19 protein-coding genes are annotated in these 20,000 nt (G+C 46.3%); 6 read left to right on the top strand and 13 right to left on the bottom strand.

Going from position 1 to position 20,000, the window contains the following annotated elements; translation table 11 throughout:
• Window positions 1-20 precede the first annotated feature (20 nt).
• From gspL to gspC, 10 genes are all read right to left on the bottom strand, one after another.
• Window positions 21-1,250 carry a type II secretion system protein GspL gene (gene gspL, locus AB4263_RS03960; protein WP_017066632.1) on the bottom strand — a complete coding sequence of 410 codons (1,230 nt, stop codon included), beginning with the start codon at window positions 1,248-1,250 and terminating at the stop codon, window positions 21-23.
• Window positions 1,219-2,268, bottom strand: coding sequence for a type II secretion system minor pseudopilin GspK (gene gspK / locus AB4263_RS03955; protein WP_017062481.1), 1,050 nt, complete (start codon window positions 2,266-2,268; stop codon window positions 1,219-1,221). The genes gspL and gspK overlap by 32 nt, the downstream gene beginning before the upstream one ends.
• Entirely contained in the window at window positions 2,252-3,019 is a 768-nt protein-coding gene (gene gspJ, locus AB4263_RS03950; protein ID WP_017063073.1) for a type II secretion system minor pseudopilin GspJ, read from the bottom strand. Before gspJ ends, gspK begins: the two co-directional genes overlap by 17 nt.
• A complete protein-coding gene (gspI, locus tag AB4263_RS03945; RefSeq protein WP_017062483.1) occupies window positions 3,006-3,401 on the bottom strand; it encodes a type II secretion system minor pseudopilin GspI in 396 nt (131 codons plus the stop codon). The genes gspJ and gspI overlap by 14 nt, the downstream gene beginning before the upstream one ends.
• Window positions 3,388-3,981, bottom strand: coding sequence for a type II secretion system minor pseudopilin GspH (gspH, locus tag AB4263_RS03940; protein WP_017062484.1), 594 nt, complete (start codon window positions 3,979-3,981; stop codon window positions 3,388-3,390). The genes gspI and gspH overlap by 14 nt, the downstream gene beginning before the upstream one ends.
• A 97-nt stretch (window positions 3,982-4,078) precedes the next feature.
• The gene (gene gspG / locus AB4263_RS03935; protein ID WP_017062485.1) at window positions 4,079-4,522 is read right to left on the bottom strand and encodes a type II secretion system major pseudopilin GspG; all 444 of its coding nucleotides are present in this window, start codon (window positions 4,520-4,522) and stop codon (window positions 4,079-4,081) included.
• Between the two features lie 88 nt (window positions 4,523-4,610).
• Window positions 4,611-5,831 (bottom strand): type II secretion system inner membrane protein GspF, encoded by a 1,221-nt coding sequence (gene gspF / locus AB4263_RS03930; RefSeq protein WP_017070113.1) that lies wholly within the window; start codon window positions 5,829-5,831, stop codon window positions 4,611-4,613.
• Window position 5,832: 1 nt separating this feature from the next.
• Window positions 5,833-7,335 (bottom strand): type II secretion system ATPase GspE, encoded by a 1,503-nt coding sequence (gspE, locus tag AB4263_RS03925; RefSeq protein WP_017070112.1) that lies wholly within the window; start codon window positions 7,333-7,335, stop codon window positions 5,833-5,835.
• Complete coding sequence (gene gspD / locus AB4263_RS03920; RefSeq protein ID WP_215920959.1) at window positions 7,335-9,359, bottom strand: type II secretion system secretin GspD; 2,025 nt, start codon at window positions 9,357-9,359, stop codon at window positions 7,335-7,337. The genes gspE and gspD overlap by 1 nt, the downstream gene beginning before the upstream one ends.
• A 41-nt stretch (window positions 9,360-9,400) precedes the next feature.
• Window positions 9,401-10,282: a type II secretion system protein GspC gene (gene gspC, locus AB4263_RS03915; RefSeq protein ID WP_017070110.1), complete on the bottom strand. Its 882-nt coding sequence runs from the start codon at window positions 10,280-10,282 to the stop codon at window positions 9,401-9,403.
• A gap of 331 nt (window positions 10,283-10,613) precedes the next feature.
• On the opposite strand from gspC, the gene hslR reads away from it, so the two are divergent.
• The 4 genes from hslR to AB4263_RS03895 all read left to right on the top strand — a co-directional run bounded on the left by hslR (window position 10,614) and on the right by AB4263_RS03895 (window position 15,994).
• Window positions 10,614-11,000 carry a ribosome-associated heat shock protein Hsp15 gene (gene hslR / locus AB4263_RS03910; RefSeq protein WP_017062490.1) on the top strand — a complete coding sequence of 129 codons (387 nt, stop codon included), beginning with the start codon at window positions 10,614-10,616 and terminating at the stop codon, window positions 10,998-11,000.
• 18 nt (window positions 11,001-11,018) lie between these two features.
• On the top strand, window positions 11,019-11,912 hold the full coding sequence (gene hslO, locus AB4263_RS03905; RefSeq protein ID WP_017062491.1) for an Hsp33 family molecular chaperone HslO: 894 nt from the start codon (window positions 11,019-11,021) through the stop codon (window positions 11,910-11,912).
• Window positions 11,913-12,249: 337 nt separating this feature from the next.
• Window positions 12,250-13,875: a phosphoenolpyruvate carboxykinase (ATP) gene (pckA, locus tag AB4263_RS03900; protein WP_017062492.1), complete on the top strand. Its 1,626-nt coding sequence runs from the start codon at window positions 12,250-12,252 to the stop codon at window positions 13,873-13,875.
• A gap of 154 nt (window positions 13,876-14,029) precedes the next feature.
• Complete coding sequence (locus tag AB4263_RS03895; RefSeq protein ID WP_372097563.1) at window positions 14,030-15,994, top strand: AsmA family protein; 1,965 nt, start codon at window positions 14,030-14,032, stop codon at window positions 15,992-15,994.
• Between the two features lie 64 nt (window positions 15,995-16,058).
• Here AB4263_RS03895 and AB4263_RS03890 read toward each other — a convergent pair whose 3' ends face one another.
• From AB4263_RS03890 to AB4263_RS03880, 3 genes are read right to left on the bottom strand one after another with little or no spacing between them, the layout of a single operon-like run.
• Window positions 16,059-16,994, bottom strand: coding sequence for a bifunctional GNAT family N-acetyltransferase/hotdog fold thioesterase (locus AB4263_RS03890; RefSeq protein WP_102428477.1), 936 nt, complete (start codon window positions 16,992-16,994; stop codon window positions 16,059-16,061).
• A 16-nt stretch (window positions 16,995-17,010) separates the two neighbouring features.
• Window positions 17,011-17,445 (bottom strand): D-aminoacyl-tRNA deacylase, encoded by a 435-nt coding sequence (gene dtd / locus AB4263_RS03885; protein ID WP_004735590.1) that lies wholly within the window; start codon window positions 17,443-17,445, stop codon window positions 17,011-17,013.
• Window positions 17,417-18,358 (bottom strand): virulence factor BrkB family protein, encoded by a 942-nt coding sequence (locus AB4263_RS03880; protein ID WP_032546762.1) that lies wholly within the window; start codon window positions 18,356-18,358, stop codon window positions 17,417-17,419. The genes dtd and AB4263_RS03880 overlap by 29 nt, the downstream gene beginning before the upstream one ends.
• Before the next feature lie 205 nt (window positions 18,359-18,563).
• On the opposite strand from AB4263_RS03880, the gene AB4263_RS03875 reads away from it, so the two are divergent.
• Entirely contained in the window at window positions 18,564-19,205 is a 642-nt protein-coding gene (locus AB4263_RS03875; RefSeq protein ID WP_029235101.1) for a DUF2959 domain-containing protein, read from the top strand.
• A gap of 31 nt (window positions 19,206-19,236) precedes the next feature.
• Window positions 19,237-19,773, top strand: coding sequence for an AAA family ATPase (locus AB4263_RS03870; RefSeq protein WP_372097561.1), 537 nt, complete (start codon window positions 19,237-19,239; stop codon window positions 19,771-19,773).
• Window positions 19,774-20,000: the final 227 nt, after the last annotated feature.

The raw sequence follows: 20,000 nt of genomic DNA, 5'->3' as shown, positions 1-20,000 counted from the left end.
CACTGATCTCCTTACGCAGGTTATTGATGGGGTTTAAGAGTAAAGCTGCCAAATACGGCATCACCATTACGATTCAATGGCCCTTGCTCAACGGTAAACTTCTCTTCAAGTTTCACTCGCGCAGTCTCGAAATATTGGAAGTCAGTACTTTTCGCTTCCAATCTCACCTCTGAGCGGTTGCCGTCGTAGCGAATACTATTCACTTCGATGGCTTTCACTTGTCCTAAAGTTTCTGGCAGTAACGCTAGCCATCCAAGTAAGGAATCACCATCACCCGAGCCACCATACTTCTTAGCTTCGTCGTTCATCTGGCGCTTAAGGTAGCTGACCGTCGGAATACGTTGCTTGCCCGGAAGTACGCTTCTAAAAATACGTTCACTCTCCGTTCGGTACGCTTCGGCTTGTGCTTCGTACTGCTGAACCTTTAAGACTTGCTGAGTGACGATCACCGCCACCAGCAAACAAGCTGCGATCGCTACTTTTTGCCATACACGCCAGTACTTACTGAATGAAGATTTGGTTTTAAAGGTGCCAGTCAGTAAGTTTACGCCACTTGTAATGGCTTGTTGGCTCAGTAAAGACATCACCAGTTCCGCAGGTTTAGCTTGCCACTCAATGCCACTTTGCAGTTGAACGTCATCACTTGGCAGTGCGGTGTAGCTAAAAATCGTTGGTGATTGCTCTTCGTCATCTAAGGCAACCCAATCGCTTTGTAAGAACATCGCTAGCCACGCCTCATTGATCGACACTGCTTGATAGTTGCTTTGACGCAATAACCAATGTTGGTCGATCTGCAGCGCACTGATGCCCTGATCTTCTAAAGGCAACGCTAAGGTATCAGGCAATACTTTACGAAAGATAATGTTCGCTTCGCGGAAAGTATCCAGCGCCTGCTTAAGCCAATCACGTTCCACACCACACACTGTCGCGTGCGTTGCGTCTTTCTCTAAAATAGTCAGGTGTAAGTCTTCGATATCTTGTGCGACTTCGTCTTCTAATAAAAACGGCAGCATAGAATCGAACTGGCGAGCAGCACCTTTCGGGATCTCAACACGCTTAATTAAGCATTCACTTCCCGGCAATAAAGCGATACAGCTGCGCTTTTCAGCGTAAGGCGTTAACTCGTCAAGCTGATCCCAGCTAGACAGTTCACCGCTTGCTATCACTTCTTGTTGGCTTGTCGACCAAACTAACCACTGCACAGGGCTTTGTGGTTCGCTACTCAGTCGAACGGTCAGAAACTCGCTCACTGATTCCTCCAAAACGACGGCGTACTACCGTCACTGTTTCTCGATTACTACTATAGAAAAGCGTCCGTATACGTACACGTGACTGCTCAACTAATACCTCTGCATCTAGCTCAAAATAGGCGCTATCTACAGTTAAATATGCTTTCGCTTTTTTGCTGACTTCGGCACTCACACCCACAATAGCAGGCTCAGCCATAAACGCATCCACCGTATCCCAACCATCGAATGGGCGTTTGTCTATCAGCTGTTTGGCATCCGATTCACTTAAGCCGGGGGCAAACATCGCTTCCAATAACGGCGCCTGCTTTTCCGTAAGAGTATTCACATTCAAACGGAAATCGTCGCTCGGCAGAGCACAAACAAAGGGGCGAACCTTATTCATCACCTCACCAGTGACTTGATAAACCGAGCGTAGCTCGGACTCATCGGCCATTAAGCCATTCGCTGCCAAATAAGATGGCTTCATCGCCTCATAAGTACTGTCTTCTACACCAGCTGAAGAGGTGGTTCGGGTATCACTATCAACAAATTCCCAGCTTGAATGTGCAATAACCTCGGCCTGATAAGGCTCAACATCTTGGTTTTCCAACAAGGTTTGCCAAACCGTAATTAAATAAGGTGTTTGGTTACTTGAAGTCGTCGCCACACCAGCCAACGCATTGAGATTAAAACATGCCTGAGCATCAACAATACGGCCTTTAACTTGACCATAATCCAACGGGTATACCTGTTCTTCTAACGCCCATGGTTGACTCAAGTTGACGGTATCACTGTCTTTGTAGCTTTGCCTAATGCCGTCTTGCACCAGCGCTTCGACACCAATGCTGTACCAGTAAGCCTGTTGGTAATTCAGTTGATTGCCCACGCGCTTAAATTGAGTAAACAGGCGTTCCGACATACTGCCTGCGATGGTTGCCATTATCGCCAGTAGCATCAGGATAATGATCAGCGCAACACCTCGCTGCTTGCGCCCCATGGCAGACCTTGTCAGTGCAAACTTATTAGTTCGATGAGTCATTATTCCCCTCATTACTACTTGAAGAGTCACTGTTTGAAGAATCATCGGCCTGATCTAGCGTGCCACCAGGGGTGAGATAAATACGCTCTATCTCACCATAATCTTTCAAGGTTAGCTTTAACCTTACCGCTTTCGGTAGCGATTTGTCGGCTTGCCACTCTTTCCCCCAGCGGCTTCCGTCATAAAACTCGAATTCCAAGCTTTCAACATCATCAAGCAAAGGCGTAATCACACCTTCTTGTCCTGCAGGAGTATCGGGGTAGCGCCACCACACACGCTCAAGCGTTTCTTCTTTAATGCGGTAACCCACTTTGGTGACTTCTCCGCGAGGAAACTGCTGCTGTGGGTTATGCCAGCCAAGGCGAGTAAACATGATGCCAACGCTGTCGGAATCCAGTAAATACTCTTTAATTAAGATCAGCTTAGATGATGCTTCTTCACCGTTGGTACGAAATTGTCGCACCGCCATCTGGCGAAAATCATTATCTAAAATGACTAAGCTACGTTGCAGTTGATTTAAACGAGCACTGCGCTCGATTGAAAGCTCGTTGCTGCGCTGAACCTGATTTACTACCTGATAAGCCGCCATGCTTAACGTGGCAAAGATAGCGATCGAGACCAAAACCTCAATTAAGGTAAAGCCTCTCCCTTTCGAAGATAGTCCTTGTTTACGAGGCACACGCTTATTGGCGGACATGCTCTTACTTAGCGACTTGCTCTGAGCTAACGACACGCTTTTACTTGACCACATAGCTGCGCACCGTGACCACTGGAGAAGCTTGTTTACTGGTTGCCACACTCACATCAAACGCCTTTAATAAATCATCGCTAGTATCGATTGGCGTGACCTTCCAAAACCACTCTCTCTCGGCCAACTCTTGTGTGCCCTGCGCTTTTTTTAGCTTCTCAGGATGCAGCATCACCAAAGCCATTTGATTATCAACGACCATAGCCGCGAAGGTTTTTTCTTCGAGATAACTGAGGGTATTGATGTGCTGAGTAACAGCACGAATCACACTGATCGCCGCAGTCGCAAAGATAGCGAGCGCAACCAATACCTCAAGCAGCGTCATTCCTCGAGAACCAAGGGGCATACCACGAAAACGATAAGGAGAACGGTTATTCCTCTTCATCTTCTTCTCCCGGTTCTAGCAGTCGAATCACACCATTGTCCAATACTCGAATACGCCAACCATCTTGTATGGTGTCTCCGGTATTTGGATAAAACGACAATACAAATGGCGTCATTTCAGCACTCGACAAGATGTAGATCTGTGGTGGTTTCGGCTTCTTTTCCTCTTCAAGATCAGCAAACATATCTTCATCAAACAAGCTTCCTGGGTTGAACAACCGATCATCGTCTTCCCATGCGCCACCACCTAAGGTCAGTGACAATGCGAGTTCTTCCGGTAGTTCAGTTAAAGAGGGGATTTTTTCAAAATCGACTTCTTGCCAGCCTTCAGACTTAAGCGCCATCAGTACATAGGTCGATTTCTTTTCATCAACTCGAACGCCAAAATCTAAGCCGCTCAAAATAGCCTCTTCATTGAGTAATTGAACTCGCTGATAAAAGCTTTGAGCGTATTTTTTAGCAACATCTTTGCTATTGGTAGGTATGGTCGCGATCACCGCGACCGCCGTTACTGACAGTAATACCAACACCAAAAGAATCTCAATTAAGGTGAAACCTGGCTGTGTTTGCTTAGTTTTCACCTTTAGACTCCATCTGTTTATGTCCTAACATCAAGTAACGGTATCAAGCCCAATAACTTATCAACCAACAATAGCGAATCAAACAATAAGCTGAAGCTTATTGGAAATCCTGCATGTTCCAGTTGCCGATATCCGCCGCAATACCTTCACCACCTTCTTGGCCATCAGCACCAAGAGTGAAAATATCAATAGTGCCGTTATCACCAGGGCTTAGGTATTGGTACTCGTTACCCCATGGGTCGTTTGGCAGACGCTTGATGTAGCCACCGTCGCGGTAGTTACGAGGCTCTGGGCTGCTTGGCTTAGAAACCAATGCATCAAGACCTTGATCCGTTGTTGGGTAAACGCTGTTATCCAGTTTGTACATATCTAGCGCGTTCTCTAGCGCCACAATATCAGTGATGGCTTTTTGTTGGTCAGCCTTCTCTTTGTTACCCAATAGGTTAGGTACAACAAAGCTCGCCAATACGCCAAGGATAACCACAACAACCATCACTTCTAATAGGGTAAAGCCTGATTGTTTCTTCATTCTGTTTTTCATTATTTTCTCCAAATTACAGACAGCGAGTTGAAGGTAATAATGTCCTTCTTCTCGTTAATCCAAAAATTAACGTCTTATGAGCAGTTGATTAACCACTCATCAAATTATTCATTTCAAGCATCGGCATCAGAGTCGCCATCACAATGAACAGCACTAAGCCTGCCATCAAAGCGATAAGTGCTGGCGTAAAGATACCTAACGCGATATTCACGGTCGATTCAAAGCTTTGATCCTGGTTATCTGCCGCTCTTGTTAGCATTTGCTCTAACTGACCACTCTGCTCACCACTGGCGATCATATGCAGCATCATTGGAGGGAAGAGTTTGGTTTGATCGAGCGCTTTACGCAGGCTTGCCCCTTCTCTAACACTGTCTGACGCCTGCAGTACTTGTTGCTTCACATGGTGATTCGACATTACATCAACCGCAACCTTCATCCCCTCAAGGATAGGAATCGCACTCGAGGTACAGATAGAGAGTGTTCGTGCAAAACGAGAGGTATTAATTCCTTTCGCGATCTTGCCGATCAGTGGAATGCTTAATAGCTTGCGATCCCAACTCATGCGAACACCCGGCTTTTTCAGAGCGGTCTTAATCAACACAATCACACCGATGATCAACAACAGTAATTGGATGCCCCAATTCTGGATAAATTCACTCGATGCCAATAAAAATTGTGTCGATTGAGGAAGTTCTTGGCCCATTTGGATAATCGGTTCAACGATCTTAGGTACCACGGTTGCCAGCAGGAACGAAACAATCGTCACCGCAAACACCACCAGCACCACAGGGTAGATCATCGCTTGCAGCAACTTAGAGCGCATCTTCTGACGGTTTTCTGCGTAATCAGCCAGTCGCTCCAATACCGCATCTAAGTGACCCGATTTCTCACCAGCCGCGACCATGGCTCTAAACAGTTCATCAAAGATATGTGGGTAATCAGCCAAGCTATCGGCTAGCGAATAACCTTCCGTTACCTTCGAACGAACCGCCAGTAACATGGTTCGAATACGTGGCTTTTCAGATTGCTCCGCCACGGCTTTCAAGCACTCTTCTAGCGGCATGCCTGATTGCACCAAGGTGGAAATTTGGCGAGTAATCAAAGCAAGATCTGGCGTGCTGATACCACGCTTAAAGCTGGTCGAAGGCTGTGCACCTTTCGTCGTTTTAGCTTTAGCTTCGGTCATCTCAACCGGCATCAAGCCTTGTTCTTTGATTCTTTGGCGAGCCTGACGAGCATTATCTGCTTCAATTGAGCCCTTTTTGCTCTTACCCTTGGCATCCAGCGCTTTGTATTCAAATGCCGCCATACTAGACTTCCTTGGTCACACGCATCACTTCTTCTAAGGACGTTACCCCTTTCAGAACTTTGCTCAAGCCATCATCTCGAATACTTGGTGTTGTGCCACGAATTGCTTTCTCAATCGCCTGTTCGCCAGCCTCACTGTGAATCAGTTCTTGTACCGAATCGTCAATCATCAATAGCTCATGAATACCAGTACGACCTCGATAACCCTTATGGCCACACTCTTCACAACCTTTGGCATGGTAAAGCGTCAGGCTTTCTTTCTTCTTCAACCCAAACAGTTTCTTCTGCTCTTTATCGGCTTCATAAGGTTCTTTACATTCGTTACATAAAGTACGAACCAGGCGCTGAGCCAAAACACCCAGCAGTGAAGAAGAGATCAAGAAAGGTTCAATGCCCATATCACGCAGACGTGTAATCGCACCAACGGCAGTATTGGTATGCAGAGTCGACATAACTAAGTGACCGGTCAAAGAGGCTTGGACAGCGATCTCTGCGGTTTCCAAATCACGGATCTCACCAATCATGACCACATCAGGATCTTGACGAAGAATGGCACGTAAACCACGCGCAAAGGTCATATCAACCTTAGGGTTCACTTGTGTTTGACCAATGCCATCAATATCAAATTCAATTGGGTCTTCAACGGTAAGGATGTTTCGTTCATTGCTGTTGAGTTCTTGCAGGCCTGCGTACAGGGTCGTCGATTTACCTGAACCTGTCGGGCCGGTCACCAAGATAATGCCGTGTGGGCGCTGAATCAGCTTACGGAAGTTTTCATGGTTTTCTGCTGTCATACCTAAACTGTGCAAGTCTAGACGAGTGGCGTTTTTGTCCAACAGACGCATTACCACACGCTCACCGTGCGAAGAAGGCATGGTTGAAACACGAACATCAACCGCTCGGCCACCAATACGCAGAGAGATACGGCCATCTTGTGGCACGCGCTTTTCCGCAATATCCAGTTTAGCCATAACCTTGACACGTGAAACCAATAGCGGAGCCAGTTTACGGCTTGGCGCTAGAACATCACGCAGCACACCATCAACTCGGAAACGGATACAAAGTGACTTTTCAAAGGTTTCGATATGAATATCCGAAGCACCTTCTTTGATCGCCTCACCCAGCATCGCATTGATTAACTTGATGATTGGCGCGTCGTCTTCTGATTCAAGTAAGTCTTCGTCTTGAGGCAGTTCTTCCGCTAATGAGAAGAAGTCATCACTATCAGCACCAATGTCTTCCATGAGCTGACGAGCTTCTGACGAGTCACGCTGATAAGCATCGGTCAGTTTTTTATCAAACTCATCGAGAGTAATCGCTTGTGGCGTGAAACCATTTTTCACCACTCGACTCACTTCAATGATCGCCGCCGATTTCAGTGGCTCAACATAATAAAGTATCGGTGCGCGCTCTGGATGTTGGTATTCCAACACCATCTTGTAGCGATTCGCAAAGCTAAACGGCAAGCGCTGATAAGTACGTGCCGCCCCTACCAATTCAGCCATTATTCTTGTTCCATTTGATCGATGAAGGCTTGAATTTCAGCCGGGTGATTCATGTCGGCACCAAATTTAGGCAATACCGGGATGTTATCGTCTGCCATTAATTTCAGTCCTTGCTCAGCCTTGTACAACTGCTCAGCACGGATGAAGTTGTATTTACGCTGAGTGATACCATCGGCTGTCATACCATCACGAATAATGGTTGGTTTGATGAAGACCATTAGGTTCTTTTTCTCAACTTGAGTACTGGTTGATTTGAACAAGTGTCCTAGAACAGGGATATCACCCAAGAACGGCACCTTAGATTCACTTTCCAGTGCTCGCTCGTCAATCAAGCCACCAAGCACCAGCATTTGACCGTCTTGAACAATCACAGACGTGTTCAGTTGACGCTTAGCAAAACGAACATCAACTGCACCATTGGCGCCCAATACGTTAGAGACTTCTTGTTCTATTTGCAGTTGAACCGAATCACCCTCGTTGATTTGTGGCACCACTTTAAGCTTGATACCCACTTCTTTACGTTCAACCGTTTGGAATGGGTTGTCGTTGCTTGAACCTGCGGTCGAGCCAGTTAAAACAGGCACCTCTTCACCCACAATGAATGAAGCCTCACCGTTATCCATCACGGTAATACTTGGAGAAGATAGGATATTTGAATTTGAATCGGTCGCTACTGCACTGATCAAGGCGGTCCAGTCACCCATGACGACACTCATTGCGGCGCCATTAACGCCAGAAAGAGCAGAAGCTAATGTTGAGTAGTCACCGGATTCTGTGGTCGTTTCATTACGCAAAAAGGCGCCATTATCATCATAGACTGCAGTGGTCGTTTCAGTGTCTTTCGCTTCTTCTAAACCAACCATTACGCCACCGATTGACGCACCTGTGTTGCCATACTGAATCACAGCACCAGTATCAAGGTTACCCCATTGCACACCAAGGTTAATGCCATCACCCTCTGCCATCTCGACAATTAGGGCCTCAATCAATACTTGAGCACGACGAATATCCAACTGTGCGATCACATCTTGAAGCGCATTCATGATGTCCGGTTGTGCGGTAATCACCAACGAGTTGGTATCACTGTGAGCGGAGATCATCACTTGGTTACGTTGCGATGAGCTGCCTTTGGTTGAAGATTGCTTTTCTGATTGCAGGTTGTCCGACACGCCTTTCAGCACATCGACTAAATCTTCTGCTTTGGCGTATTTAAGGTAAATTACTTGGTTGTTGCCCTTGGTTGCCATTTCCACATCAAGCTGTTCAATCAACCTTCTTAAACGGCTACGTACCTTAGGGTCACCTGAGATAAGAATCGCATTGGTACGTTCATCGGCAACTAATTTAGGTTGTAGAAATGCAGGTGTGTTTTTCGCATCAGTGGTTTTGCTTAACGCATCAACGATACGTACCATTTCTGCCGCAGAAGCATTCTTTAGCTCAACTACTTCAATCTCTTTATCACCCGCTTGGTCAACACGCTTGATGATTTCAGCTAAACGGTTTACTACCGCCGCTCGGCCTGTAATAAGGATGATGTTGGCTGGGTCGTAGTGCACAACGTTACCCGCGCCTGCATTGTCGTTTAGTTGACGAAGCAGAGGAGAAAGTTCACGTACCGAGACATTACGAACCGTCACAACACGTGTCACCACATTGTCGCCTTTGATCGTGTCACTGTCTCCAACGACTGGAATTGCCGATGTTTTCGAATCTTTGGCCTTGATGATCTTAAGAACACCTGAGTCCATTTCGACAACCGCGTAGCCATACACTTCCAATACGTTTAGGAAGAAGCTGTAATATTGCTCTTCATTGAGTACGTCGTAGCTGCGTACATCGATTTTTCCGCGCACCGAAGGGTCAACGATGATCGTCTTCTCTAGGTTACGACCAACAATATTAATAAACTCTTGAATATCAGTGCCTTTAAAGCTGGCACTAAAATCACTCGCGATGGCTGCGGGTGTGCAGATTAAGCTTCCTGCCAATAACCATGCACTTTTCTTAAACCAATGCTTCACGTACTTCTCCTACACTTTCGTCCTTCGTTAGACGCAAAGTTTTAAAATTCAATAAACACTTCATGTTGTTGACCATCTCTCTCGACCACCAGATTTAGCTCTGTTAGTTCTGAGATGGAACGGAATATGTTGCCCATAGCAGCAGGGTCTGTCAGGTCTTGTCCATTTAACTGAGTGGCAATATCTCCGTTTTGGAGCCCAACAGAGTTAAAAAGTTCTGAATCTTTGCCAGGGCTCACACGATAACCGATCACTTTATCGTCACGCTTCACCTGAGACAGTCGAACATATTGGAAGATTTGTTGCGGATCTTTCATTATCTTCGCTTTAATTTCATCAAGCTTCTCTTCTGCTGAAGCCGGATTATTACCACGAACCGAAGAAGAGCTACGAGGTGGCGCAGGCGTTGATACAGCCAAACGCTTGTACTCAATACCTTCAAGCATCAAGGTTTCGTCTCGTCCTGAGTTATCAATGATAACGCGGTCGATTAATACCGCTTTTAACTTGGCTCGAGTGCCTTCAATCTCTTCATTAATTCCGTAGGTCGCTTGCGTGCCGCGATTGGCGATCACCGCTAAGCTCAGTTTTGGATTCGAGCTCGCGACTGCACCCACTAAAACGAGGTTTAATCGCGTCTTAGGCGCATCTTGGATAACTTGCTGTTCAACCACAGCGGGCGTGCTTGGGTTGTAAGCACCAAACATGTTGCTCTGCTGCAAAGAAGAGATATCAAGGGTCGATTGAGGTGCTGAAGACGATGAAGCCGTTGCTGTCCAAGGCGCGATAGTCTGCTCAGCAGGTTCGATAAACCATGCAAGCTGCCCTAAGATCCATGCGGAAGCTGCAATCAATACACAACAGGTCGCTAAGCTTAGTTTCTGCTGAAGTACAAATCCATTCTCTAATAAGCGGCTCAACATAGGAGAATTCCCTACGCGATTTTTGAGCTCTAAAAAGTTCACTTTCCTAGTCCCTTTTCATGACGACAAACGCTGCAAATCATTAAACTTTCAGCTTTTTTATTCATTCGTTCGATACCAAGCTTATTTAAGCAATAAGATCCTGAACTATATCATAGCAAATCGATAAATCGGCATAACATGGCTATTTTGTATTATGACTTGAAAAAAATGCCAACCGCCTCCACTTTAAGCTTCTACTTAATGTGATAAGCATCATCAAAAACATGTTGCGCACTGTTCGTTACAGTTAAACCGCATTCATTTCTCACTTAATAAGGCACAGCCCTATATGAAAACTGCTAATGAAGCTGTCAGACTCGATAAATGGTTGTGGGCAGCTCGTTTTTACAAAACCCGGTCTATTGCTCGCAACATGGTCGATGGTGGCAAAGTCCACTATAATGGTCAGCGCAGCAAGCCAAGTAAAATTGTCGAACTTGGGGCTGTGATTACACTGCGCCAAGGTAATGAAGAAAAGACGGTAACGATCGAGAAAATCTCAGCCCATCGTGGTGGAGCCCCGATCGCTCAAACCCTCTATGAAGAAACCACCGAAAGCTTGGCAAAAAGAGAAGAGTTTGCACAACAGCGCAAGCTAAATGCTCATAGCCCAGCACCAGAACGTCGTCCAGATAAAAAGCAACGTCGTGACATCATCAAGTTCAAGACTCAATAAGCTAGAAGGAATAGCCAAATGGCAGACCCAATGTCTACAAGTAATGTTTTAAATCGCTACCTATTTGAAGACCTATCAGTACGTGGTGAATTGGTACAGATGGACGAAGCGTACCAACAGATTATTTCTAGCAAGGAATACCCAGCGCCAGTTCAAAAGCTGTTGGGTGAGCTACTGGTTTCAACGACGCTACTAACGGCGACCCTAAAGTTTGAAGGTTCTATCACGATGCAGCTGCAAGGTGACGGCCCAGTATCTCTAGCAGTTATCAATGGCGATCACGATCAGAAGATCCGTGGTGTTGCTCGCTTTGAAGGCGATATCGCAGACGACGCAGGTCTACACGCCCTAATGGGTAAAGGTCATCTAGTGATCACTATCGATCCTAAGAAAGGTGAGCGTTACCAAGGTATCGTTGGTCTTGAAGGTGACACGCTTGCACAAGTTCTTGAAGGCTACTTCGCTAACTCTGAACAGCTTAAGACTCGTCTATGGCTGCGCACTGGCGAGCATGAAGGCAAAGCACACGCTGCAGGTATGTTGCTACAAGTAATGCCTGACGGCACCGGTACTCCAGACGACTTCGAGCACCTAGAGCAACTAACAGACACCGTGAAAAACGAAGAGCTATTCACTCTAGAAGCGAACGAACTGCTTTACCGTTTGTACAACCAAGAGAAAGTACAGCTATTCACACCACAACCGGTTGAGTTCTTCTGTGGCTGTTCACGCGAAAGAAGTGGCGCTGCTATCATTACCGTTGCTCAAGAAGAGATCTACGACATCCTAAGCACCGAAGGAAGCGTTGGTCTACACTGCGATTACTGTGGCACAAACTACTCGTTCGACAAGAATGATGTTGATGCACTGTACGCAGAAGCAGCAGATAAAGGCAGCAATACGGTTCATTAATTTACGGCATACCAAAAACACGTAATTTACCCCAAAAAGGTCAGCACTCAGCTGGCCTTTTTTGTGATCAAAATAGCGCAAACTCCGTAACATCTCGTAATAAAATCACCGCTTAATTTTAATCAATTAATAATGTTCTCGCCCCTAGCGCAAAGGTTTGCGTACAGGATAGACTAGTTGGGCCAATATGTGACGAGGCGCTTAAAACCCCAAGGTTAATATGGATATTTTTTGAGCTGTATCCCTGTTTCCCCCGAGCCTCGTTGCTAGCATGGTGAGCAGATAACAATAAAAAATTATTACAAAATCCCTACAAAATATCCTACAAGGAGCACCTATGACCGTTATGGAACATACTAAGGCTGCACAAATTGATCTAACTAAGCACGGACTGACTGGCGTTACTGAAGTTCTTCGTAATCCTAGCTACGAGCAGTTATTCGTTGAAGAAACACTGCCAGGTTTGGAAGGCTACGAAAAAGGCGTAGTAACGGAACTAGGCTCTGTTGCGGTAGACACTGGTATCTTTACTGGCCGCTCACCAAAAGATAAGTACATTGTTAAAGATGACACGACCCGCGATACCATGTGGTGGTCAGATCAAGGCAAAAATGACAACAAACCGATTACAACTGAAGTATGGAATGAGCTGAAAGAGCTTGTGACAACTCAGCTATCTGGCAAGCGCCTGTTTGTCATCGACGGTTATTGTGGTGCTAACCCTGATACGCGCTTAAGCGTGCGTATTATCACTGAAGTAGCGTGGCAAGCGCACTTCGTTAAGAACATGTTCATTCGTCCAACTGACGAAGAGCTAGCAACGTTCGAACCTGATTTCGTGGTAATGAACGGTGCTAAAACAACTAACCCTAACTGGGAAAAGCAGGGTCTAAACTCTGAAAACTTCGTTGCTTTCAACCTAACAGAGCGCGTTCAAATCATCGGTGGTACTTGGTACGGCGGTGAGATGAAGAAAGGCATGTTCGCAATGATGAACTACCTGCTTCCTCTGCAAGGCATTGCTTCAATGCACTGTAGTGCAAACGTCGGCGAGAAAGGCGATGTAGCCATCTTCTTCGGTCTATCTGGTACAGGTAAAACTACGCTTTCAACCGATCCTAAGCGTGAGCTAATCGGTGATGATGAGCACGGTTGGGATGACGATGGTATCTTCAACTTCGAAGGTGGTTGTTACGCGAAGACGATTCGTCTATCTAAAGAAGCAGAACCTGAAATCTACAATGCAATCCGTCGTGATGCACTACTAGAAAACGTAACAGTTCGTGGTGATGGTTCTATCGATTTTGATGACGGTTCAAAAACTGAGAACACTCGTGTTTCTTACCCGATTCACCACATCGATAACATCGTTAAACCAGTATCAAAAGCCGGTCACGCTCAAAAGGTTATCTTCCTGACTGCTGATGCATTCGGTGTACTGCCACCCGTTTCTAAACTGACTCCAGAGCAAACGAAGTACCACTTCCTATCTGGCTTCACTGCAAAACTAGCGGGCACTGAGCGTGGTATTACTGAGCCAACGCCAACGTTCTCTGCTGCATTTGGTGCGGCATTCTTAACTCTCCACCCAACTCAGTACGCTGAAGTGCTTGTGAAGCGTATGGAAGCAGCTGGCGCTGAAGCTTACCTAGTGAACACAGGTTGGAACGGTACTGGTAAACGTATCTCTATCCAAGATACGCGAGGCATCATCGACGCTATCCTAGATGGCTCAATCGACAACGCTGAAACTAAGGTTATCCCTATGTTTAACCTAGAAGTGCCACTAGCGCTGCACGATGTTGACCCAGCGATCCTTGACCCACGCGATACGTACACTGACCCTCTACAATGGGAAAGCAAAGCGAAAGATCTAGCCGAGCGCTTCATCAACAACTTTGATAAGTACACAGACAACGCTGAAGGTAAGTCACTGGTTGCAGCTGGTCCTCAACTGGACTAATCCAACCATCTGCTCGGGCTTAGCCAAAATCAAACGCCCAATTTAAAATGATATTTTTGTAGCAAGCCCCTCTTTTGAGGGGCTTTTTTGTTGATGCTTGACCCTTTTTGTTCCACTCTGTTTTAAGACTATTGAAATTTAAGGCTTTCAGGGAATGAAAAAGGTATTCATGGTGTTCGGCATTGTGTTGGCTATCGCCGTTGCAACTATCGCAGCGCTGCTATTAAGCCTTCAGACCCAATACCGTGCGGATGTTGCCAACTTTTTTATCAAACATACGATTGAACAACCTGTATTCATTGAAGATGTTGAGTATCAGGCGCCTTATCACATCACCTTAATGGGCATTACCCAAAGCCAACCAGAAAAGCAAACACCTCTGTATATCGACAAGATCGATCTTTGGTTCAGCCCCAGCTCGATGACAGAGGCCAAACTGGTCTTTGAATCTGTTTTGATCAGCGGCCTACAATTAGAGGCAGACGATCTAAAAACACTGACTTCTTTATTTACCCAACCAAACATCAAGCTCCACCAGCTGGCCATCAACAATCTCGACTTTTCGACGCCAGAGTTTAATGCGCGAGGCATCGACCTACAGATCTCCGCCCCAACGTGGAACAACGATAACTCGCTGCTACCTTATGGAAAAACCCAACTCTCTGCCTCACAACTGTATTGGCAAGGTGAGGCATTCGATAATCTGTTGATTGACCTAGACTTAAAACCTAGCGACAGCACCCTTTATGGTGCTTCGTTTGACTGGCGTGGCGCCAAGATTTCTGGGCAAGCTGAACAATATCAACAAGATTGGTCGTTGGTGAATGTGACCGTCGATGGCTTACGACTCAATCAGAAACAGACCCCAAACCTACTAAGCAAAGAGTGGGATGTTGCAGGCATTAAGATTAATCACATCAATAGCTTAGATATTCTGCGTAGCGACGTAGAGTGGCAAGATGGCCACCTCGCTGCCTTTGATGCCTCATTAGAAAATATCCAACTGCCTTTTGAAATCTGGAAACAACAGAAAGCCATTTTTTCTCTACAGGCAGAAGGAGTGACCATTGATGATGACATGTTCATCGAGCCAAGCCTCAAGCTCAACCTAGAAGCAAACCGGATTCTGATTGAGGATTTCTATACTCAATTCCTGCAGGGCACTGTTCAGCTCAATGGCGAAGTCGCCCCTAGCAGCATTCAATTGGCGCAGCTCGACCTGCAAGGCATCAAGTGGATTACCGAAAACCAAGATAGCCCTCTACCGGCCGCTCGCCTATTGCCTTGGCTCACACAGCTCCAGAACGTCGAGATTAACCGACTTAATATAGAACGCAGCCAACTTATCCAACTAGCACAAACGCCTTACTGGCAGGTCTCTGGATTACATATCGAGGGGCATCAAGTTCAACTGCTGCAAGATAGAAAACTGGGCTTATGGCAAGGGAAGCTGATGGCGAGCGCCAATGATGCCAGCTACCAAAATATTCTCAGCGCACAGCCTGTGGTTGAGATGAATAGCGAACAAGGAAAATGGACGCTGACTCGTCTGTTTGCACCACTCAGGAATGGTTACATTGAAGCCAATGCAACGCTCGATTTTAACCAAATCAGCAAGCCATGGAGCTTAGATATTTCTGCCGATGGGTTACCCATTGCGCCTATGCTGCAGCGACTTGAATTACCACTCGATGCAACCGGCTATGGCGAGTTTGAACTTCAAGCCGCAGGTTTATATGGCGACTCACTGATGCTCGGTTACTCAACCACAGGGCAACTCACTGGCAGCGTTCGCCAGGGTGTGATGACCTTTAATGACAAGCTTTCTGAAACATCGACTGATAACGTGTTTGAAATTCCAGAGCTTAATGCGCATTTTGACCGTGGGCGCTTCACTCTCGAACCGATGCACATTATTGGTGCATCATCAGCAGAGCAAGGCGAACAAAGGGTTCAAACGCTCAATGGCGAGGCTTCTGGAGAACTCGACTTGCTTAAAGCTGAGCAACACACCCTCTCGATTACCCTTTCGGACCCATGTCATCAAATCTCAGGAAAGCTCACCCAAGCTGAGTATTCCGAGATTAACGACTGCCAACAAAAAAGCGCCACTCCATAGGAGTAGCGCCTTGTATCTTTAATCTGTATCTGTATCTGTATCTGTATCTGTTAGCCAGTGTCAGCTATACGCTTACGTTGGAGTCTGTTGATAATCGCTTTTTGTAGTCAGGGATCAGCATATAGGTTCCCGTAAACTCTACCGCTTCCACATCGCCGCTATGAATGGTCACGTGAATGATGATACGTGCCTTTCTTCCTGACGCAAGGCGGTCCAAGTCACCACTGATCCCATCCAATGAAGTAGAGGCAACAGGGTTTTGCTCAACCGGGTGACGATAACGAATATTACTGTCTGCCAGCACGATATCACCGGTCAGCCCGCGTTCTTTCATCAATAACCAAGTCATCCCCCAACCAGTTAAGGTCGCTAAGGTAAAGGCAGAGCCTGCAAACATGGTATTATGCGGGTTCAAGTTGGGATTCAGCTGAGCACTACACTCAAATTGGTAACCCGTGTATTGGTTGATCTTGATGCCCATCTTGTCACTGATCGGGATCTGATGTTCCCAGCGCTGCTGAAGCTCATTACACCACTCAGGCTTACGCAGAACGTCTGCCATTGGGTCAAGATGCTTAACCATCTGTTGGTGACGCACAGGGCCACGTTGATCGTTAATCTCACCGCGACGTTCAAATTCATTCTTCTCATAGAATGAGATCGCATCTTCACGTGCATTACACACCAAGCGCTTAGCACCCTCTTGGCGAGCCAATGACTCAAGTGCGACTAGAATCAACGAACCCATGCCTTTACTTTGGCGAGATTTCTTCACCGCCATATAGCGGATCTGACCTTCCAGATCTGGGGTGATATACAGACGACCAATCGCCATCGGGCGACCACGACCATCAACAATCATGCGATGGTGACTCATTGGGTCATATTCATCGCGCTCAGAACCTACCGGCATTCGCCAAGGTTCACGGAGCATCTGCCAACGAAAATGGTAATACTTGTTTAGCTGATTTTCGGTGGTTGGTGTTATGAGTTTAAACATGCTTATTCCTTTAAGCCTAAACCTGCAGCCAGAATGTCACTGGGCCATCATTAACCAAAGACACTTTCATGTCGGCTGCGAATCGGCCACGTTCCGTTGGTAACACTGATTCACACTGGTCAGAGAAATAGTTATAAAGACGCTCAGCATCTTCTGGGTGAGCACCACGAGAGAACCCTGCTCGAGTCCCTTTCTTGGTATCGGCCGGCAGAGTGAATTGAGACACCACTAATACCTTACCTTCTACTTGCTTCACGTTGAGGTTCATTTTATCGTCTTCGTCTCCAAAGACACGATAAGTGGTCACTCGTTCCATCAAACGTTTGGCTTTGGCTTCGTCGTCACCTTTTTCTACGCCTAACAAAACTAATAAGCCTTGTTCAATCTCACCAACTACTTCGCCATCAACACGGACGGCAGCTTCACTTACTCTCTGGATCAGTGCTATCACTGTTGTTTCCTTGCTCTGTGATTTTGTCTTTATCCGACGAGTGTACCATTTCTTTCGAGTCACTCCACTGTTCCTGCTCACCCAATGCAGCGGTCACCTCAGCACCCACCAGCACAATCAACCAGCACAAATAAACCCAGACAAAAAGAATTGGTATTGCCGCCAATGCGCCATAAATCAACTGGTAAGAAGGGAATTGAGTAATGTAGGCCGCGAAGCCTTTCTTACTGAGTTCGAACAACAGAGCCGCCACTAGAGAACCTGCAGCCGCATGAGAAAAGTGTATCTTTTTGTTGGGAACCAACAGGTACAGACCGAAAAACGCAAAGAAAGAGAGAATCAAAGGCAGTTTGCGAATCACAGTATTAAAGGCGCCAGACACTACCTCGTTTTGCAGCAAGCTCAATGATGTCACATAAGAAGTAGCAGCAATACTCGCCCCGACTAGAATAGGTCCTAGCGTAAGCACCATCCAGTACATAGAGAAAGACAGCACCGCACGTCGCTTCTCATTAACACGCCAGATGTAGTTTAGGTTCTTATCGATATTCGAGATCAACATCAGTGCCGCAATGAACAAGAACACACTACCGACCGCCGTCATCTTACCCGTGTTGGCAACAAACTCGAGCAAGGCACCGTGCACCGCATCTCCTGACGCTGGAACAAAGTTGATAATAACGAAGTTTTGAATCACGATACCAACATCAGCAAAGATGGAGAATGACGACAAGATAGAGAGCAGAACCGTCAACATCGGTACGATCGAGAGCAAAGTAATGTACGCCAAGTAGCCCGCATTCACGTTGACTCTATCATGCGTCATTCGCGCCAAAAGATAGCGAGAAAACTGAATACTGAGTGTGGCGACCTTTTTTATCTTCAACTTGTAACTCCCTTGTAACTCGTTCATAGTCCTAATTATTATTCCGATATATCAATCACAGTGAATAAGTGTTCAAAAATAGCGTAGGAAAAAGGCTTGAGAACAAGGCAGAGTTTTTTGATAAGTAGTTATTCTACAATCAAAAATTCTAACGCCGTTATCGAGCATTTTAACAAGCTAGGTTGAGCGGTTATTTACTACGATTGATATTATTTAACTATAGGAAACTAGGATGCCTTATTTAATAGTTATAGTCCTCTCTATTTTTACTCTTACTGGATGCCAATCAGCTTATTACTCCGCAATGGAGCAAGTGGGCTATCACAAGCGTGACATTATGGTCGATAGAGTGGAAGACGCTAAAGAGTCGCAGCAGGATGCTCAGGAAGAGTTTACCAGCGCACTTGAAGCACTCAGCAGCCTGACTAACTTCAGTGGCGGCGACCTTGAAGACATGTACAACCAAATCAATGATAAATACCAAGACAGCGAGAAAGCCGCGCAAAATGTCAGTGACCGCATTGCTGCGATTGAAGATGTGTCGGATGCGCTGTTTGAAGAGTGGCAGAGTGAGTTAGATCTCTACACCAGTGATTCACTGCGCCGCTCGAGCGAGCAAAAACTTCGTGAAACTAAATTGTCTTACCAAACGATGCTGTCAGCAATGAAGCGCGCCGAGAAGAAAATGGACCCAGTGCTCAATACCCTTCGCGACAACACGCTTTACTTGAAGCACAACCTCAATGCGAGCGCTGTCGGCTCGCTGCAAGGTGAGTTTATGAGCTTAGAAAAAGACATCGCCTATGCAATAGAGCAGATGAATGCGGCAATAGCAGAGTCGGATAAATTCCTAGCTCAACTCAATCAGAAGTAGTGCCATTAGAAGCGAATTAAGATAAACCCGTATGAACCCAATCATTGTTACTGGCGGCCCAGGGGCTGGTAAAACCACACTAATTAATGCCTTGGGTGACATGGGTTACCCGATATTCGCTGAGCCCTCTCGCCAGTTAATCGAACAGCAGAGTCAACTTGAGAACGGTATCTTACCTTGGTTAGACCTTCCAGGCTTTGCTCGCCTATGTTTAACCGTCATGAGCGAACACAAAGACCAAGCCAGTCAGCATCCTGTTGCCTTTCTCGATCGCGCCATTCCAGATATCTGTGGCTACTTGGCTCAGGCGAAACTAGAGATAAACACAACCTACCGAGAAGCGAGCCAAGGTTATCACCCCCAAGTGTTGTTCTGTCGCCCTGAGGCTTCAATTTATGTACAAGATGATGTGAGACCTTATCCGTTTGAGGAGGCGTTAGAGATTCACCACGCGTTAGAAAGAGTCTACCAAGAACTTGGTTATGAGGTGGTTGAAGTGCCGTTTATGTCGGTCGCTGAACGAGTGCAGTTCATTGAAAGTTACTTAGCAACAAGAGATGCTCTCTAGCTTAGTGAGCATCTCTTGCCTGCCCCCTGTGCATATCGAAGAGAGATTCCAGATATTTCGTTCCTCAATTCTGGAATGACGATTCGATGACAGGAAATGGATAAAAGAGAACGGGTACCAAAGATAGTCCCCCTCTTAGTGGCTGACTATCTCCAGCCTAAATACGCTCTTCGTATCCCGCATCTCGTTTACTCGAATCTAAACAAACTAAAAAACAAAAGCCCCGA

This window comes from Vibrio sp. 10N.261.55.C5 (assembly GCF_041470505.1).
In the GTDB taxonomy this organism is placed as follows: domain Bacteria; phylum Pseudomonadota; class Gammaproteobacteria; order Enterobacterales; family Vibrionaceae; genus Vibrio; species Vibrio crassostreae_C.
Note: the sequence above shows the minus strand (reverse complement) of the source record. Positions and strands in the feature narration are given on the sequence as shown.

Bases quoted from the DNA above. Each gene is read 5' to 3' on its own strand.
- gspK (WP_017062481.1), bottom strand. From the start codon at position 2,268: ATGACTCATCGAACTAATAAGTTTGCACTGACAAGGTCTGCCATGGGG.
- gspJ (WP_017063073.1), bottom strand. From the start codon at position 3,019: ATGTGGTCAAGTAAAAGCGTGTCGTTAGCTCAGAGCAAGTCGCTAAGT.
- gspI (WP_017062483.1), bottom strand. From the start codon at position 3,401: ATGAAGAGGAATAACCGTTCTCCTTATCGTTTTCGTGGTATGCCCCTT.
- gspG (WP_017062485.1), bottom strand. From the start codon at position 4,522: ATGAAAAACAGAATGAAGAAACAATCAGGCTTTACCCTATTAGAAGTG.
- gspF (WP_017070113.1), bottom strand. From the start codon at position 5,831: ATGGCGGCATTTGAATACAAAGCGCTGGATGCCAAGGGTAAGAGCAAA.
- gspE (WP_017070112.1), bottom strand. From the start codon at position 7,335: ATGGCTGAATTGGTAGGGGCGGCACGTACTTATCAGCGCTTGCCGTTT.
- gspC (WP_017070110.1), bottom strand. From the start codon at position 10,282: ATGTTGAGCCGCTTATTAGAGAATGGATTTGTACTTCAGCAGAAACTA.
- hslR (WP_017062490.1), top strand. From the start codon at position 10,614: ATGAAAACTGCTAATGAAGCTGTCAGACTCGATAAATGGTTGTGGGCA.
- hslO (WP_017062491.1), top strand. From the start codon at position 11,019: ATGGCAGACCCAATGTCTACAAGTAATGTTTTAAATCGCTACCTATTT.
- pckA (WP_017062492.1), top strand. From the start codon at position 12,250: ATGACCGTTATGGAACATACTAAGGCTGCACAAATTGATCTAACTAAG.
- AB4263_RS03895 (WP_372097563.1), top strand. From the start codon at position 14,030: ATGAAAAAGGTATTCATGGTGTTCGGCATTGTGTTGGCTATCGCCGTT.
- AB4263_RS03890 (WP_102428477.1), bottom strand. From the start codon at position 16,994: ATGTTTAAACTCATAACACCAACCACCGAAAATCAGCTAAACAAGTAT.
- AB4263_RS03880 (WP_032546762.1), bottom strand. From the start codon at position 18,358: ATGAACGAGTTACAAGGGAGTTACAAGTTGAAGATAAAAAAGGTCGCC.
- AB4263_RS03875 (WP_029235101.1), top strand. From the start codon at position 18,564: ATGCCTTATTTAATAGTTATAGTCCTCTCTATTTTTACTCTTACTGGA.
- AB4263_RS03870 (WP_372097561.1), top strand. From the start codon at position 19,237: ATGAACCCAATCATTGTTACTGGCGGCCCAGGGGCTGGTAAAACCACA.